This is a genomic window from Ramlibacter sp. AN1015, from assembly GCF_037726105.1.
Classification (GTDB): Bacteria; Pseudomonadota; Gammaproteobacteria; order Burkholderiales; family Burkholderiaceae_C; genus Ramlibacter.
The window spans coordinates 1-14,998 of sequence record NZ_JBBJUM010000003.1 but is presented as its reverse complement, the minus strand read 5'-3'; the positions used below and the strand labels follow the sequence as shown (position 1 = coordinate 14,998).

Below are 14,998 nucleotides of genomic sequence, written 5' to 3'. Positions count from 1 at the left end.
GATGGCGACGCGGTGTTCGCGCTCTGGGGCGGCGCGGCCGCGCGCCCGACTCCGCCGCCCTCAGTGCACCCGCCCCTGCACCTCGCGTGACAGCCGCCCGAAGCGCTGGCGGTATTGCGCCGGCGTGAGGCCGACCTTGCGGCGGAACAGGCGGCTGAAAAAGCTGGTGTCGCTGTAGCCCACGTCGAACGCGACGGATTCCACCGCCACCTCGCCGCATTCGAGCATCTGCTTGGCCTCTTCCAGGCGCACGTGGTGGATGTACTCCAGCGGCGCCATGCCGGTGGCGGCGCTGAAGCGGCGCTTGAAGGTGCGCTCGGCCATCTGCGACAGCGCCACCATCTGCGCGACCGGCGATGGGTGGGCGTAGTGCATCGCCACCCACTGCTGGCAGCTGGCGATGACCGGATCGGCCGCGCGGCTGCCGTGCGTGAGCGACGCGTAGGCCTGCGGCGTGGCGTCGTTCAGGTCCATGAGGTTGATGCGGGCCACCCGCATGGCTTCTTCGGCGCCGGCGAAGCGGGCGATCAGCGCCAGCACCAGCAGGTGCCACGAGACGCCGCTGCCGGCCATCAGGATGCGCTGTCCCTCACCGGCCACCACCAGGCCGCGGTCCGCCTGCCAGCCGATGCGCGGATAGGCACGCCGCAGGTGTTCGCAGTAGGCCCAGTGCGTCGTCGCCTGCAGTCCGTCGAGCAGGCCGGTGCGCGCCAGCAGGAGGGCGCCCGAACAGGCCGAGGCCAGCATGCCGCCGGCCGCGTGGCAGCCGCACAGCCAGCGCACCGCGGCGTCGAAGCGCGGGCCCGGATCGGCGCCGGGCGGGATGCCGAGGTCGGCGACGACGGCCACCTGCGGGGCGGGTACCTCGGCAAAGCACGCGTCGGGCGTGATGCGCACGCCGTTGCCCGTGGTCAGCGGCTGGCCGTCCTCACTGACCACCACGGGACGGAAGGGCGAGTCCTGCGCCGCGCCGCCGTGCAGCATGGCCCAGTCGCGCCGCGCGCTCATCAGCGCATCGTAGAAGCCGAAGATCGTCGCCGCCGACGACTCTTCAGCGGCGAGCAATGCCACCGTGACCGGAACGCTGGGATCTGCCATGGCAGGGCTGGCCGGAATGGCCGGTTTGTTGCACGAACGACCTTAGTGCAAGTGCCGCGGGAAATCCACACTTGCCGCCTCGCTGTCCCGAACACCCCGAAGGAAACACCATGCACGACGCACTCGGTCTCCCCGTCTCCGGCGCCAATGCGGCCGGACTGTCCGCCCTGCAGGCGGGACTCGACGATTTCCGCCGCTACATCGGCGATCCGGCGGCGAACGCCGCTGAGGCTGCGCAGGCCGCCCCCGGGATGCCGATGGCCCACCTGCTCACGGCCTGGCTGCACCTGCTGGGCACGGAGCCCACCGCACTGCCGGCGGCGCGGGCCAGCTGCGCCGCCGCCGCGCTGCTGCCCCTGAACGATCGCGAGCGCATGCACCTGCAAGCGGCAGAGGCGCTGACGCGCGGTCAGTGGCGGCAGGCCGGGCGGGTGCTCGAAGACCTCGGCATCGCCTATCCGCGCGACCTGCTGGCGCTGCAGGCCGGACATCAGATCGACTTCTTCACCGGAGATGCGCGCATGCTGCGCGACCGCATCGCGCGCGCTCTGCCGCACTGGCAACCCGGCATGCCCGGCTTCCATGCCATGCTGAGCATGCACGCCTTCGGCCTGGAAGAGACCGGCGACTACGCCCGCGCCGAGCGCTGCGGCCGACAGGCGGTGGAGCTGGAGCCGCGCGACGGCTGGGGCTGGCACGCGGTGGCGCACGTGCACGAGATGCGCAACGACCCGGCGGCGGGCGTCGAGTGGCTGGGCGCCCACAGCGCCACCTGGAGCGACGGCAGCTTCTTCGCCGTGCACAACTGGTGGCACCTCGCGCTGTTCAACCTGGAGCTCGGGAACGAGGCCGAGGTACTGCGCCTGTACGACGAGGCGATCGGCACCGGATCCAGCGTGCTGCTGGATCTGGTCGATGCGAGCGCCATGCTCTGGCGGCTGCAACTGCGCGGCGTGCCGCTGGGCGATCGCTGGTCGGATGTGGCCGACCGCTGGCTGGCGTCCGGTGCCCCGGGGCACTACGCGTTCAACGACCTGCACATGATGATGGCCTTCGTCGGCGCCGGCCGCGAGGACGCGCAGGCTCAGGTGCTCGCGGCGCAGCAGGAGGCACTGCACGCAGCGGACGACAACGCGCGGTTCACCGCCGAAGTGGGGCATCCCGCCGCCGCGGCCTTGCACGCGTGGGGCCGCGGCGACTACGCACGTTGCGTGGCGCTGCTGCGCGGCATCCGCAGCGGCGCGCATCGCTTCGGCGGCAGCCACGCGCAACGCGACGTGATCGATCTCACGCTGCTGGATGCCGCCGAGCGCGCGGGACAGCGCGAGCTGGCCCAGGCGCTGCGCTGCGAACGCGGCGAGCTGCGGCCCCGCACCGCCTCGGCCCCGCACCTGGCACTGGCTGCGTAAGGCCGCCCGGACCGCGCACCGGTGCCGAAGCGCCGTGCGAATGAGGTGCGATGGCGTGCTCGGGCGGTTCGGGCCGTAGGTGCGCGCGTACCGCGCGTGCGGCGCTTGAGGCGCGTGCGGCGTGTACAGCGTCGTGCCGCCGGTGCCGCGTGGTGCGCTCGGTGCGCGATGGCAGGTGCCGACTGCGCAACGCACCCGGCTGCAGCGCCTGCGCGCGCTCAACTCACCCGCAGCAACAGGCCATGGTCGTACGGCAGCGCCGGGTGCTCGAAGAACGTGCCGGCGTTCACGTAGTGCAGGGCGCAGGCGCGCCGCCAGCGGCTGGAGTGGTTCGGGCCCGACTGGTGGAAGGTGTTGCCGTGGTGGAAGGAGACGCCTCCGCGCATCACCGGAGCCGGGGACATGGGCTGCAGCGCGAGGATGGCGGCAGGCAGCTGCAGGTTGAAGGGCTCGTCGGGCGGGGCCTCGTGGGCATAGACCGGCCCGCGGTTGGTGCCGTCGCCGAAATAGAGGCAGCCGTTCTCGAGCGTCGCGTCGTCCAGGGCGATCCAGGCCGTGACGACCCCTTCGATGTCGTTGGGTCCGAAGTAGAAGTTGTCCTGGTGGGCCGGCTTGGGACCGCCACCCTCGGGGGGCTTGAAGAAAATCTGGCTGAAGGACACCGATACGCCCGGCCCGATCAGCGATTCGACCAGCGCCACCAGCGGCGGATGCGCGGCCAGCCGGCGGAAGGCCTCGCGGTGGTGGTGCGGGTTGTCCAGCTTGCGCAGCACGGTGCGGGCGGTGACGCCACCGTCGAGGTACCAGGCGCGCTGCTGTGGGGGCAGCTCGCGCAGGAACTCCTCGCCCCAGGCTTCGATGTCGTGCACCAGCGCCTGCGTGTGCGCGGCGTCGAGCACGCCGGGTACGGTCACATGGCCGGTGTGGCGGTAGATCGACCGGTCGAAATCGGAGAGTGTCATCGTGCGTCTTGCGCCGCGGGCACGAGGCGTGCCGCACGGCCGGTGCTGCTGTCGGATCGGCCCACTGTAGGGGGCGTGCCGCGCGCCGGTCAAGGCAGCGGCGGGCGGGGCGCCTGCGGGTCTTCCGCGGCTTGACGCGCTCGCAGGCGAACTCCTAGCATGCGCCTCCCATCACCTCATCGAAAGACGGAGTTCTGCCCATGCCCCGCATCCGGACCACGGTCGTCGGCTCGTATCCCATCCCCGACTGGCTTGTCACCAACCCGTCCGAGCAGGCACTGATGGACGCCACGCGCGTGGTGATCGCCACCCAGGAGCAGGCCGGGGTCGATGTGGTGTGCGACGGTGAGCTGTACCGCTTCGACATCAACCATCCCGAGACCAACGGGATGATCGAATACTTCGTGCGTCCGATGGACGGCATCACGCAGCGCTTCTCGTTCGACGACCTGATCGCCTACCGCTCCAAGAGCGGCATGAAGTTCCGCACCCGTCCGCCCGGCACCGTGGTGGGCCCCATCGGCCACGGCAGCCTCGATCTGCCGCTGGCCTGCGCGCGCGCCAAGGCGCTGGCAAGCCGCACCTTCAAGTTCACCGTCACGGGGCCGCACATGCTGGCCAAGACGCTGATCAACAAGCATTACGCCGATACTGCCGAGCTGGCCCACGCCATCGCCGACGCGCTCGCCGCGCAGGTACGCCACCTCGACGCCGACGTGGTGCAGATCGACGAGGCGAACCTGCCCGGCCACCCCGAGGAATGGGAGTGGGCCGCGTCCGCCATGAACCGCGTGCTCGACGCCGTGCCCGGCACGCCTGCGGTTCACCTGTGCTTCGGCAACTACGGCGGCCAGACCGTGCAGAAGGGCACCTGGGACCGGCTCATGAACTACCTCAACGCGCTGCACGCCGACCACGTGGTGCTGGAGTGCGCCCACCGTCCGCCCGAGGAACTGCTCGCCTTCCGCGACCTCAAGCCCGAGATCGGCTTCGGGCTGGGCGTGGTGGATATCAAGGCGACCGACGTGGAGAGCGCCGACCAGGTCGCGCGCGCGATCGAGCGCGCCGAGAAGGTGCTCGGGGCCGGGCGGGTGCGTTACATCCACCCCGACTGCGGCTTCTGGATGCTCAAGCGGCCCATCGCCGACGCGAAGATGCGCGCGCTGAGCCTGGGGCGCGATCGCTTCGAGGGCATCGCGACGCATTGATCGCCAAGCACGGAGCAGCAGTCACTCTGCTCAACAGCACCCGAGCAGCCGCTGGGCATCAAGCAATGCACGCTGCGACGCGCAGCGTCGGCCGGCTCCCAACGACGACGCGCCCCGGTCCGCCATGCGGCCCCGGGGCGCATCGTCATGGCAGACACATCCCGCGCAGGCGGGCGTGGGCCATCCGAACTTACTTGCTCATCTTGACCGAACGGTCCAGGAACTCGTTCGTGTAGGTGGACTTCACGTCGAAGGGCTTGTCGATCCCGACGTATTCCTTGACCAGCGCGTAGTCGTCCGCCATGCGCTTGTCGTCGTGGATGCCCAGCGCCACTTCACGCGAATGCTTGTCGCTCATGAGCTTCTCGACCAATTGCCAGTTGACCAGCTCGTTGTCGAACTTGAGCGCGCCGTTGGCATCGACCAGCGCCTGCACGCAGGGTTTGGCGTCCTTCACGCAGGCGGCGAACGCGCGCTGCGTCACCTTCACGAACTTGTCCACCAGCGGCCGGTTGGCTTCGAGGAACTTCGGGTTGACGATGACCGAATTGCCGTACGGGTTGAGGCCCGCGTCGCGCCAGGCCAGAAAGCCCATGTCGTCACCGAGCTCGCGCTCGAACACGTGGTGCAGGTTGTAGAACGACGTCGTCACATCGATCGACTTGGCCTTGAGCGCCGCGAGCTTGGCGTTGGCGTCGATGTTGACCCAGGTCACCGATTTCGGGTCGAGCTTGTTGGCCTTGGCCAGCGCCGGCCACATCACGCGCGCGCCGTCGGCCGCCGGGTTGCCGATCTTCTTGCCGGCAAAGTCCTTGACGCCGTTGATGCCCGAGCTCTTGAGCCAGTACATGCCCTGCGGCGAGTTGGCGTACACGTTGAACACGGCCACCGTGTCCGCACCCTTGCCCTTGGCCACCAGCACGCCGCCCATGTCGGCCAGGCCGATGGGCGTGGCGCCCGCCGCCACGCGCTGCGTGGACAGGGCCGATCCCTTGCCGGGCTCGAGGTTCAGGTCGATCCCTTCCTTGGCATACCAGCCCATCTTCTTGGCGTAGTAGTAGGGTGCGTGGTCGCCGCCGGGCACCCAGTTCAGGACGAAATCGACCTTCTGCGGGGATTGCGCCTGTACCGGCGCAGACACGACGGCGGCCGCCGCCGCGATGGCGGCAAGCAGGGTGGAAGCACGCTGAATCTTCATGTTGTCTCCTGGAGTAACGGGTGTGCGGCATGGCCGTGGGAGCACCGCGAATGCGGGCCGTTCACGTTGACGCACCATGACCGTTGGGCTAGAGTCAATTCACCAATTGGTTAGTCACCGGGTCAGTATTCACGTGCTGTCCGCGAGCGCGTATCCCGAGTTTTCCCTAGCCCTTCCCATGCACCACCGGTACGACGCGACGCCCGCGGCCCCGCAACCCTTTCGAGCACGATGGTGAGCCCCACCCGACCCATGCCCACCGCGCCGCGGGCGGCCGACAAGATCGAAGCCGCTGCGCCAGGCCAGGCGCTTCGAGAATCCGCCCCCATGGCACCCACCCAATCCAAGCTCGGCTCCTATGCCCTGGGCGTGCTGGCCCACTTGCTGCTGCTGCTCGCGTGGTACCTGTTCGTGCGGCTGGGTGACGTTCCGACCTACGTCATGCCCTCGCCGGCGGACACCTTCGCCGCCCTCATGGTGCAGGACTACGGCTGGTGGTCCAACACGCTGGTGACCGCCACCGAGATCTTCGGCGGCTATGCGCTGGCGCTGGTGGTCGGCGTGCTGCTCGCGCTGCTGTTCACCTGGTCGCGCCCGCTCGAGGCGCTGATGCTGCCCTTGCTGGTGACCCTCAACATGATCCCCAAGGTGGCCCTGGGGCCGCTGATCATCGTGTGGTTCAAGTACGGCGTGCTTCCCAATTCCATGATGGCGTTCGCCATCGCGGTGTTCCCCATCCTGCTGACCACGGCGCGTGGGCTGCGGGCGGTCGAGCCCGAGCTGCTGGACCTGGTGCGCTCGCTGCGCGGATCGCGCTGGCAGCTGTTCACCAAGATCCAGCTGCCCGGCGCGCTGCCCTATGTGTTCGCGGGCATGAAGGTCGGTGCCATCCTGGCCGTGGCCGGCGCCATCGTGGGCGAGTTCCTCGGCTCCGATCGCGGCCTGGGCTATCTGATGCTGCAGGTGCAGGTCACGCTGGACACGCCGGCCATGTTCATGGCCGTGATCCTCATCACGCTGCTCGGCATGCTGCTGTACGGGCTGGTCATCCTGCTCGAGCACCTTTTCATCCCCAAGGACGCGCGCGTCTCATGAACGGCTCCACCCTCGACGCCCCGCCCGACGCCGCCTACGCAGGCGACTCTGCCGGCGAGCCCTTCATCCAGCTGTCCGGCGTGCGCAAGGTCTACCGCACCGGCCGCACCGAGCACCTGGCCATCTCCGACGCGAGCTTCGACGTGATGCCCGGCGAGCTGGTGGCGCTGGTGGGGCCGTCGGGCTGCGGGAAATCCACCCTGCTGAAGATACTGGCCGGCCTGCACGGACACGACGGCGGCACGGTGCGCATCGGCTCGACCACCCATCCCTTCGATCCGGCTCGCGACATCGGCATGGTGTTCCAGGCGCCGCTGCTGCTCAAGTGGCGGCGCATCCTCGAGAACGTGCTGCTGCCGGCCGAGCTGCTGGGCCTGCCGATGGCCGCCGCCAAGGAGCGCGCGCGCGACCTGCTCGCGCTGGTCGGCCTGGCCGGCTACGAAGACAAGTACCCCTACGAACTCTCGGGCGGCATGCAGCAGCGTGCCGCCATCGCGCGCTCGCTGGTGCACGACCCCAAGCTCGTGCTGATGGACGAGCCCTTCGGCGCGCTCGATGCGCTCACGCGCGAGAAGATGAACCTCGAGCTGCTGCGCATCTGGAAAGAGGCCGGAAAGACCATCCTCTTCGTCACGCACGGCATCTCCGAGGCCGTCTTCCTGGGCTCGCGCGTGGTGGTCTTCACCGCCGGGCCGGCGCGCATGGCCGACAACTTCCGCATCGAGCTGCCGCACCCCCGCACGCTCGACATCAAGACGCACGAAGTCTTCGGCGCCTACACGCGGCGCGTCTACCGGCTCCTGGGCATGGAGTAGGGCGCAAAGCGCGCTCAGGGCTCCGCTTGCCCCATACCCGCGCCTCAGCTGCGCGTCGCGCGGGGCCGACGCACGGCGCGGACCTTGCCGCTCGGGCCGCCGCCGCAGTAGAACAGGTCGGCCCCGTCCGATTCGAGCCCGCTCACGCCGGTGCCCTGCGGCATCGCGAGCCGCGCGAGCACCGCGCCGCTGTGCGGGTCGATACGGCGGATCTCGCTGGCGTCGCTCTCCCAGGTCCCGTGCCACAACTCCCCCTCGACCCAGGTGACGCCGGTGACGAAGCGGTCCGACTCGATGGTGCGTTGCACGGCCCCCGTCGCCGGGTCGATCCGGTGGATCTTGCGCTGCTGGTATTGGCCGACCCACAGGCTTCCCTCGGCCCAGGCCAGGCCCGAGTCGCAGCCGCCGCCGGGCGCCGGGATCGAGGCCAGCACAGCGCCCGTAGCGGGATCGATCTTGTCGATCCGCGTTTCGGCGATCTGCCAGAGGTGGGTGCCGTCGAATGCGGTGCCGGCGTCGCAGGGGCGATCGAGCGTGCGTGTCACCGCGCCGCTCGCGGGGTCGAACGCGACCAGCTGCGCGCCGGTGGCGGCCCAGACCCGGCGACCGTCGTGGGTCACGCCGTGCACGCGCTCGGCGTCGCCGAAGGGGCCGTACTCGCGCACGATGCGCGCCGGCTGGGGCTCGTCGCCCAGATCGGAGCTGGTGTCGCTACGTGCGTCTGCAATCGTCGTGTCCATGGTGGTGTCCTCGTGGTGGGCTGTGGTGCGCATCGGATCGACGCGTCGGAGCCACTCTACGCAAGCGCCCGTGCGTGGGGGAGTAACAAGATTGGCGCGATTTCCAGCAGCGGGCTGGCCAGCCAGCGGCGCGCCCGTGCCTGGCCGACCGCCCGGACCTGCCCGGCTGCGGCCAGCTCCGCCAGCGCCCGCTGCACCGTGCGCTGGCTCGTGCCCAGCGCCAGGGCGAGCGCCGAGGTGGACCAGGGGGCGCCGTCGGACAGCAGCGCCGAGAGCGCCGCCTGCTCGCCCTCGATGGGCGGCACCAGCAGGGCAAGCTCCCGCGCTTGCACCGGTGTCAGCGCGAAGCCGCTTCCGGTCGCCTCGACGCGGGCCAGGCCGCGCAAGGCACTGCGAAGCCGCCCGATTTCGACGCGCAGGCGGGCGCGGTGCGTTGCGTCGGGCTCGCGCATGCGGAAGGTCTGCACGATCAGCGCGTCGCGATGCACCTCCCCCGGCCAGGCTGCGGCCAAGGCCCGCGCCAGCGCGAACAGCACCGGCTGCCGTGCAAGCGAGCGCATGGTGTCGCCGCTGCTCACGCGCCTGCGGCAGGCGTCCACTACGAGTACGTCGCACGAGAGCAGGGCCTCCACCTGCGACAGGGTCAGGGACTGCTCGCCGCCCGCAACGATGCGGCGCGCCGCCGGTTGGCCAAGCAGTGCCCGCGCCCGCGCAAGCTCCTGCAGCAGTCCGGGCACGCGCGACTGAACCGCCGCGAGCTGCGCGCGCTCCAGCGCCGCGCTGGCGGGGCCGGTGCGCAGGCGACGCAGGGAGAGCTCGGCCGTAACCAGCGCCGCGCGTGCGGCCAGCGCCGGCGGCAGGGCCAGCGTATCGAGCCCCTCCAGCACAGCAGCCGCCGCGTCGAGCCGTCCGAGCAGCAGGTCGCGGCGCGCGGTCAGCACGCGCGCATGCAGCGCGTTCGCGTGGTCGCCCCGCGCATGCAGCGTGCGCTGCGCCGCCGCCAGCGTGCGCGGCGCAAGGCCGGCAAATTCGCGCAGCGCCAGCTCGACCTCGGCCAGTGCCACCACGCAGCGCGCCCGCGCCAGCGGCTCGCGGCCTGCGAAGGCGCGCGCCGCGCGCTGCAGCAGCTCGCGCGCGCGGGCGAGTTCTCCGAGCTGGGCCATGGCAATGCCGCGCAGCGCGAGCGCCGGCGGATCCTCGCGCAGGGCGACGCGCTGCAGCGCACCGAGGGCGTCGCCCACGGCCAGCGCGCGGGCGGCCGCGGCTAAGAGCGATTCCATGGACCGCGGCCGAGGTCGGGCGCGACCGCCGGCCGATGGAAGGCAGCGGCCATCTGGTGGGCGCCCCGGCTGCCGCCGCAAGGCCGGACATGCTGGCGCTGGTCGGCGACGCATCGGCGAGGAGCCGCCCCCGCCGTGCATGGCGGGCCGGCACGCGCGCAGCCCGCGGCGCGGCACCGGCGCCGTGCTGCGCCGACCCGGTCGGTGCCCCGGCCGCGCATCAGCCGGACACGCTGCGCAGATGCCACGCCTTGGGACGCGTGAACGCCTGGATGCCGTAGGTCGAGAGCGTCAGGCCCAGGCCCGAATCTCCCACGCCGCTCCAGGGCAGGCGCGGGCTGACGCGGTCACAGCAGTTCCAGTAGACGCTGCCCGCCCGCACCCCGGACAGCAGGCGCCGTGCGCGGCCCTCGTCGGGCGTGTAGACGCCTGCCGTAAGGCCATAGCGGGTGTCGTTCATGAGTGCGAGCGCCTCGTCGTCGCCGCGCACCCGCTGGATGCCGATCACCGGCCCGAAGCTTTCCTCGCGCATCAGCGCCATGCCGTGGTGCACCTCGGTGAACACGGTGGCGTCGAACCAGTTGCCCGGGCCGGGCAGCGCCCCGCCGCCCAGTTGCAACTGCGCGCCCTGGGCGAGGGCATCGTCGACCTGCGCCTGCAGCACCCCGATCTGACCAGCGCGGGTGAGGGGCCCGAGATAGGTCGCCTCGTCGAGCGGGTCGCCGCGGCGCATGCCGCGCACCGCCTCGACGAAATGCCGCACGAAAGCATCGTGGATCGCCTCGTGCACGTAGATGCGCTCGACCGCGCAGCAGCTCTGGCCGGCGTTGTACATGGCGCCGTCGGCCAGGGACTCGGCCGCGGTCCGCGGGTCGGCGTCCTCGCAGACGTAGCCCGGGTCCTTCCCTCCGAGCTCCAGCTGCAGGTGCACCAGCCGCCCGGCCAGGGACTGCGCGACGCGCTGCCCCGTGGCGTGCGATCCGGTGAAGAAGACCCCATGGACGGGCTGCGCGAGCAGCGCGGCGCCGGTCTCGCCGCCGCCCACCACCGGCTGCAGCACGTCGTGCGGCACGCCCGCCGCGTGCAGCAGGCGGACGATCTCGCGCCCGGTGAGGCTGGCGAACTCGGAAGGTTTGTAGAGCACCGCGTTGCCCGTGAGCAGCGCCGGCAGCAGCACGTTGCAGCCGACGAACCAGGGGTAGTTCCAGGCCGAGATGTTGGCCACCACCCCGAGCGGCAGGTGCTGGATGCGCTCGCGCAGCCCCTCCTGCGCCAGGACGGTTTCGTCGGCCGTCACGCGTTCGACCTGCTCCAGGAAGAAGTCGATGCGCGGCAGCAGCCCGTCGAGCTCGTTGCGCGCCATGCGGATCGGCTTGCCGGTCTCCGTCGTGAGCAGGTGCGCGAGCGCCTCCCGCTCGGCGACAACCCCGGCACGGAAGCGCTCGATGCAGGCCCGGCGGTCGGCCAGCGAGCGCGCAGCCCACGCGGGTTGCGCGTCCCGCGCGGTGCGGGCCTTGGCGGCCACGGCGGGCGCATCGTCGGCTTCGAGCGTGGCCAGCACGTCGCCGGTGGCGGGGTTGTGGACCGTGAGGGCGTTCATCGGTTTCGGGCCGCGTCGGCGGCGCGCAGGAAATCGAGCAGCAGCGGCCGGTCGTCCAGCACGCCGAGCTCGGGAAAATGGAACTCCGGGTGCCACTGCACCGCGTGGATCCAGGCCGGGCCGCGATGGCGGATGGCTTCGATCAGGCCGTCGTCGAACGAGAACGCTTCGACCTCGAACTCGGGCGCGAGCTGCTTGATGGCCTGGTGGTGCACGCTGTTGACGCGGTGCCGCCGCGTGCCCAGCAGCTGCTCGAGCCGCGTGCCGGGCAGCACGTCGAGCGTGTGGAAGTTGCGGTCGTAGGCCTCGGCGTCGCGGTGGCGCTGTGCGCCCGGCTTCTGGGTGGCGATGTCCTGCCAGAGGGAGCCGCCGTGCGCCACGTTGATCAGCTGCAGGCCGCGGCAGATGCCGAACACCGGCCGGCCCGCGGCCACGAAGGCGCGTACCAGCGCCATCTCGTAGGCGTCGCGTTCCCGGTCGCCGACCCACTCGGGGCGCAGCGGCTCCTCGCCGTAGTGGCCGGGCCAGACGTCCGCGCCGCCGTGCAGCACCAGCCCGTCGAGCCATTGCGCGTAGTCGTCCACGCCGACCGATCCGCGCGCAGTCGCGCCGAAGGGCGAGGGAATCATCACCGGCACGGCGCCGCCCGCCATCACCCAATGTGCGGTGGACTGCTCGATCCACTGCAGCGTCTTCGACGGTGCGGCCTTGCGGGTCGGGTCGGGGTGGAACAGGCAGGCGCTGATCCCGACCTTCAGAGTGGGCGAGCTCACAGCGCAGCCTCGAAGAAGCGCTGGAAGTCGGCCGGCGTGCAGGGCCGCGGATTGGTCTTGTGGCAGATGTCGCGCGCGGCGACGTCCACCAGGCGCGGCAGGTCGGAGCGGGTGACGCCATGGTCGGCCAGCGTGCCGTCCAGGCCCACGCGCGCCTTGAGTGCGCGCAACCAGGGCACCAGCGCGGCGCCGTCCGCGCCCAGGCCGCAGGCGTGCGCGAGTTCGTCGAACTTGTGCGGCGCCGCCTCGTGGTTCCAGGCGAGGACGGTGTCGATCATCAGCGCGTTGGCCAGCCCGTGGTGCAGCCCGCGCACCGCCCCGAGCGCATGGGCGCAGGCGTGGACCGCGCCGAGGTCCTTCTGGAAAGCGATGGCGCCCATCATCGAGGCCATCAGCATGTCGCCGCGCGCGGCCAGGTCGCGGGGCTGGTGGACCGCGCGTTCCAGTGCGCCGGCCGCGAGCCGCGTGCCTTCGAGCGCGATGCCGTCGCACAGCGGATGCCATGCGGGCGAGAGGTAGCTCTCGATGTTGTGCGTCAGCGCGTCCATGCCCGTGGCCGCCGTCACCTGCGGCGGCAGGCCGAGCGTGAGCTCGGGGTCGGCGAAGACCTGCCCCGCGAGCAGGCGCGGACTGAACACCACGCGCTTGAGCTGCGTGTCGTCCTCGCTGATGACGGCCGAGCGGCCCACCTCGGAGCCGGTGCCGGCGGTGGTGGGCAGGGCCACGAACCAGGGCAGCGCGCGCGTGATCGGCCGCACTTGCGGATGGTCCCAGGCGTACTCCAGGATGTCGCCCTCGTGCGTCGCCGCCAGGCCCACCACCTTGGCGACGTCCAGCGTCGCGCCGCCGCCGAAGCCGACGACGCAGTCGGCACGGTGGGCCCGGAAGGCCGCGGCGCCCTCCATCACCTGCGATGCCGTGGGATTGCCGTGCACACCGCTGAACACCGCGGCGTGCAGCCCCTGCAGGTACTGCATGAGCTCCGACAGCAGCGGCAGGGCGGCGAGGGCGCGGTCGGTCACCACCAACGGGCGCGAGAGCCCCCGCTCGCGAAGATGCTGCGCCACCTCGCGGCGGGCGCCCAGCCCGAAGCGGATCGCGGTGGGAAAGGAAAAGCTGTGCAGGGTATGCATGCGCGGGTGCCCTCAGATGATCTCGAAATAGCGCTTGAGCTCCCAATCGGTCACCGCGTCGAGCCACTGGCGCCATTCCCACTCGCGGGTGGCGGCGAAGTGATCGACGAAGGTGTCGCCCAGCCAATCGCGGGCGACGGCGCTCTCGCGGAAGGCGCGCGTGGTCTCGATCAGCGTGCGCGGCGCCCGGGCAACCGCCTCGGCGCCCTGGTTGGTGCCGGTGACGGGCGGGGTGGTGAGGCTCAGTCCCTGCTCGACGCCGTGCAGTCCCGCCGCCACGACCGCCGCCATCGCGAGGTAGGGGTTCACGTCTGCGCCCGGGCAGCGCGTCTCCAGGCGCGTCGATCTGGGCGAGCCGGCCAGCACGCGAAAGCTCGCCGTGCGGTTGTCGATGCCCCAGGTCGGCTTCACCGGCGCCCAGAAGCCGTCCACCAGCCGCTTGTAGCTGTTGATGGTGGGCCAGAACAGCGGCGCGAACTCCATGAGGCAGGCCACCTGCCCCGCGACGTAGCTCTCGAAGAGGGGGCTCATGCCGCGCCGCCCCTCGGCGCCGAAGAACAGGTTGTCCTTGCCGTCCGAAAGGCTCTGGTGGATGTGGCCGCTGCAGCCCGGGTACTGCTGGCTCCACTTGGCCATGAAGCTGGGCATGATGCCGAATCGCTTGCCGATCTCGCGCGCGCCGGTCTTGAAGAGGATGGCGCGGTCGGCCTGTTCGAGTGCCGACGAGAACGCGATCGCCACCTCCAGCACGCCGGGGCCGGTCTCGGTGTGCAAGCCCTCGATCGGCACGCGGAAGGCTTCCATCTCGTCCATCAGCGCCTTGAAGAAGCCGGGGTTGTCCGCCATGCGCAGCACCGAATAGCCGAACATCCCCGGGCTCAGCGGCTCGGGGCCGACGCCCCGCTTGGCGGCCCAGCTCTGGGGCGTCTCGCGGAAGTTGAACCACTCGAACTCGAATCCGGTCATGACCTCGAAGCCGAGCTTCTCGGCGCGCGCCAGCACGCGCTTGAGCGTCTGGCGCGGGCACACCGGATAGGGGCTGCCGTCGGCGTTGACGAACTCCCCGAGGAAGAAGGGCACCTGGTCGTCCCAGGGCACGCGCCGCGCGGTGTCCGGATCGATCCGGGCGAGCGCATCGGGAAAGCCGTGCTGCCAGCCGGTCACGCTGGTGTTGTCGTAGGTGGTGTCCTGGCTGTCCCAACCGAAGACCACGTCGCAGAAGCCGAAGCCGCCGGTGGAGGCCGACTCGAACTTGTCGATGTGCAGGTACTTGCCGCGCAGGATGCCGTCGATGTCGCTGGCGGCCACCTTCACCCGCGTGGCGCCCGCCTTGCGCAGCGCCTCGACGTTGGGGTGAAGCTGGTTCGCCATGCAAGTGCTCCTCATCAAGGAAATTTCGATGGTGCCTGCCGGCCCGCCTGTGCGATGCCCAGCCGATGCCGGAAATCGTAGCGTGCTTCGCTGCGTCGCAGGGCCGTGTCCGAGCCTTTCCTGCTCAGTTCCGCTCGATGCTGGGCGACGGGGGCATCGCGGCGCAAGCCCTCGTGTAGGGGTTTGGTATGCGTCAGGATGTCGGTGTCGGTCTCGGTCTCGGCATCGTTAGCGGTAGCGGTAGCGGTTGCGTGAAGTGCTGGTGCAGGGACTGCTTCTGCGTTGCGACTCCTTTGCTATCGCGGCGTGCCGGGTC

13 protein-coding genes are annotated in these 14,998 nt (G+C 70.8%); 4 read left to right on the top strand and 9 right to left on the bottom strand.

Annotation, left to right across the window (positions count from 1 at the left end; translation table 11 throughout):
- Positions 1 to 60: 60 nt before the first annotated feature.
- Positions 61 to 1,098, bottom strand: a complete 1,038-nt coding sequence (locus WG922_RS05360; protein ID WP_340281209.1) for a GlxA family transcriptional regulator — start codon at positions 1,096 to 1,098, stop codon at positions 61 to 63.
- Between the two features lie 110 nt (positions 1,099 to 1,208).
- On the opposite strand from WG922_RS05360, the gene WG922_RS05355 reads away from it, so the two are divergent.
- Complete coding sequence (locus WG922_RS05355; RefSeq protein ID WP_340281208.1) at positions 1,209 to 2,507, top strand: tetratricopeptide repeat protein; 1,299 nt, start codon at positions 1,209 to 1,211, stop codon at positions 2,505 to 2,507.
- Positions 2,508 to 2,725: 218 nt separating this feature from the next.
- On the opposite strand, the gene WG922_RS05350 is transcribed toward WG922_RS05355, so the two are convergent.
- Entirely contained in the window at positions 2,726 to 3,469 is a 744-nt protein-coding gene (locus tag WG922_RS05350; protein WP_340281206.1) for a phytanoyl-CoA dioxygenase family protein, read from the bottom strand.
- Between the two features lie 200 nt (positions 3,470 to 3,669).
- On the opposite strand from WG922_RS05350, the gene WG922_RS05345 reads away from it, so the two are divergent.
- Positions 3,670 to 4,677, top strand: a complete 1,008-nt coding sequence (locus WG922_RS05345) for a cobalamin-independent methionine synthase II family protein (RefSeq protein WP_340281204.1) — start codon at positions 3,670 to 3,672, stop codon at positions 4,675 to 4,677.
- A 190-nt stretch (positions 4,678 to 4,867) separates the two neighbouring features.
- On the opposite strand, the gene WG922_RS05340 is transcribed toward WG922_RS05345, so the two are convergent.
- Complete coding sequence (locus WG922_RS05340) at positions 4,868 to 5,875, bottom strand: ABC transporter substrate-binding protein (RefSeq protein WP_340281203.1); 1,008 nt, start codon at positions 5,873 to 5,875, stop codon at positions 4,868 to 4,870.
- Between the two features lie 327 nt (positions 5,876 to 6,202).
- Here WG922_RS05340 and WG922_RS05335 point away from each other — a divergent pair, with 327 nt between their 5' ends.
- A complete protein-coding gene (locus tag WG922_RS05335) occupies positions 6,203 to 6,970 on the top strand; it encodes an ABC transporter permease (RefSeq protein WP_340281202.1) in 768 nt (255 codons plus the stop codon).
- A complete protein-coding gene (locus tag WG922_RS05330; protein ID WP_340281201.1) occupies positions 6,967 to 7,785 on the top strand; it encodes an ABC transporter ATP-binding protein in 819 nt (272 codons plus the stop codon). Before WG922_RS05335 ends, WG922_RS05330 begins: the two co-directional genes overlap by 4 nt.
- Before the next feature lie 44 nt (positions 7,786 to 7,829).
- On the opposite strand, the gene WG922_RS05325 is transcribed toward WG922_RS05330, so the two are convergent.
- From WG922_RS05325 to WG922_RS05300, 6 genes are all read right to left on the bottom strand, one after another.
- The gene (locus tag WG922_RS05325; RefSeq protein WP_340281200.1) at positions 7,830 to 8,525 is read right to left on the bottom strand and encodes a Vgb family protein; all 696 of its coding nucleotides are present in this window, start codon (positions 8,523 to 8,525) and stop codon (positions 7,830 to 7,832) included.
- A gap of 56 nt (positions 8,526 to 8,581) precedes the next feature.
- Positions 8,582 to 9,805, bottom strand: coding sequence for a helix-turn-helix domain-containing protein (locus WG922_RS05320; protein WP_340281198.1), 1,224 nt, complete (start codon positions 9,803 to 9,805; stop codon positions 8,582 to 8,584).
- Positions 9,806 to 10,025: 220 nt separating this feature from the next.
- Positions 10,026 to 11,405 (bottom strand): aldehyde dehydrogenase family protein, encoded by a 1,380-nt coding sequence (locus WG922_RS05315; protein ID WP_340281196.1) that lies wholly within the window; start codon positions 11,403 to 11,405, stop codon positions 10,026 to 10,028.
- Entirely contained in the window at positions 11,402 to 12,178 is a 777-nt protein-coding gene (locus WG922_RS05310; RefSeq protein ID WP_340281194.1) for a gamma-glutamyl-gamma-aminobutyrate hydrolase family protein, read from the bottom strand. Before WG922_RS05310 ends, WG922_RS05315 begins: the two co-directional genes overlap by 4 nt.
- The gene (locus WG922_RS05305; protein WP_340281192.1) at positions 12,175 to 13,311 is read right to left on the bottom strand and encodes an iron-containing alcohol dehydrogenase; all 1,137 of its coding nucleotides are present in this window, start codon (positions 13,309 to 13,311) and stop codon (positions 12,175 to 12,177) included. Before WG922_RS05305 ends, WG922_RS05310 begins: the two co-directional genes overlap by 4 nt.
- Before the next feature lie 12 nt (positions 13,312 to 13,323).
- On the bottom strand, positions 13,324 to 14,682 hold the full coding sequence (locus WG922_RS05300; protein WP_340281190.1) for a glutamine synthetase family protein: 1,359 nt from the start codon (positions 14,680 to 14,682) through the stop codon (positions 13,324 to 13,326).
- Positions 14,683 to 14,998 lie beyond the last annotated feature (316 nt).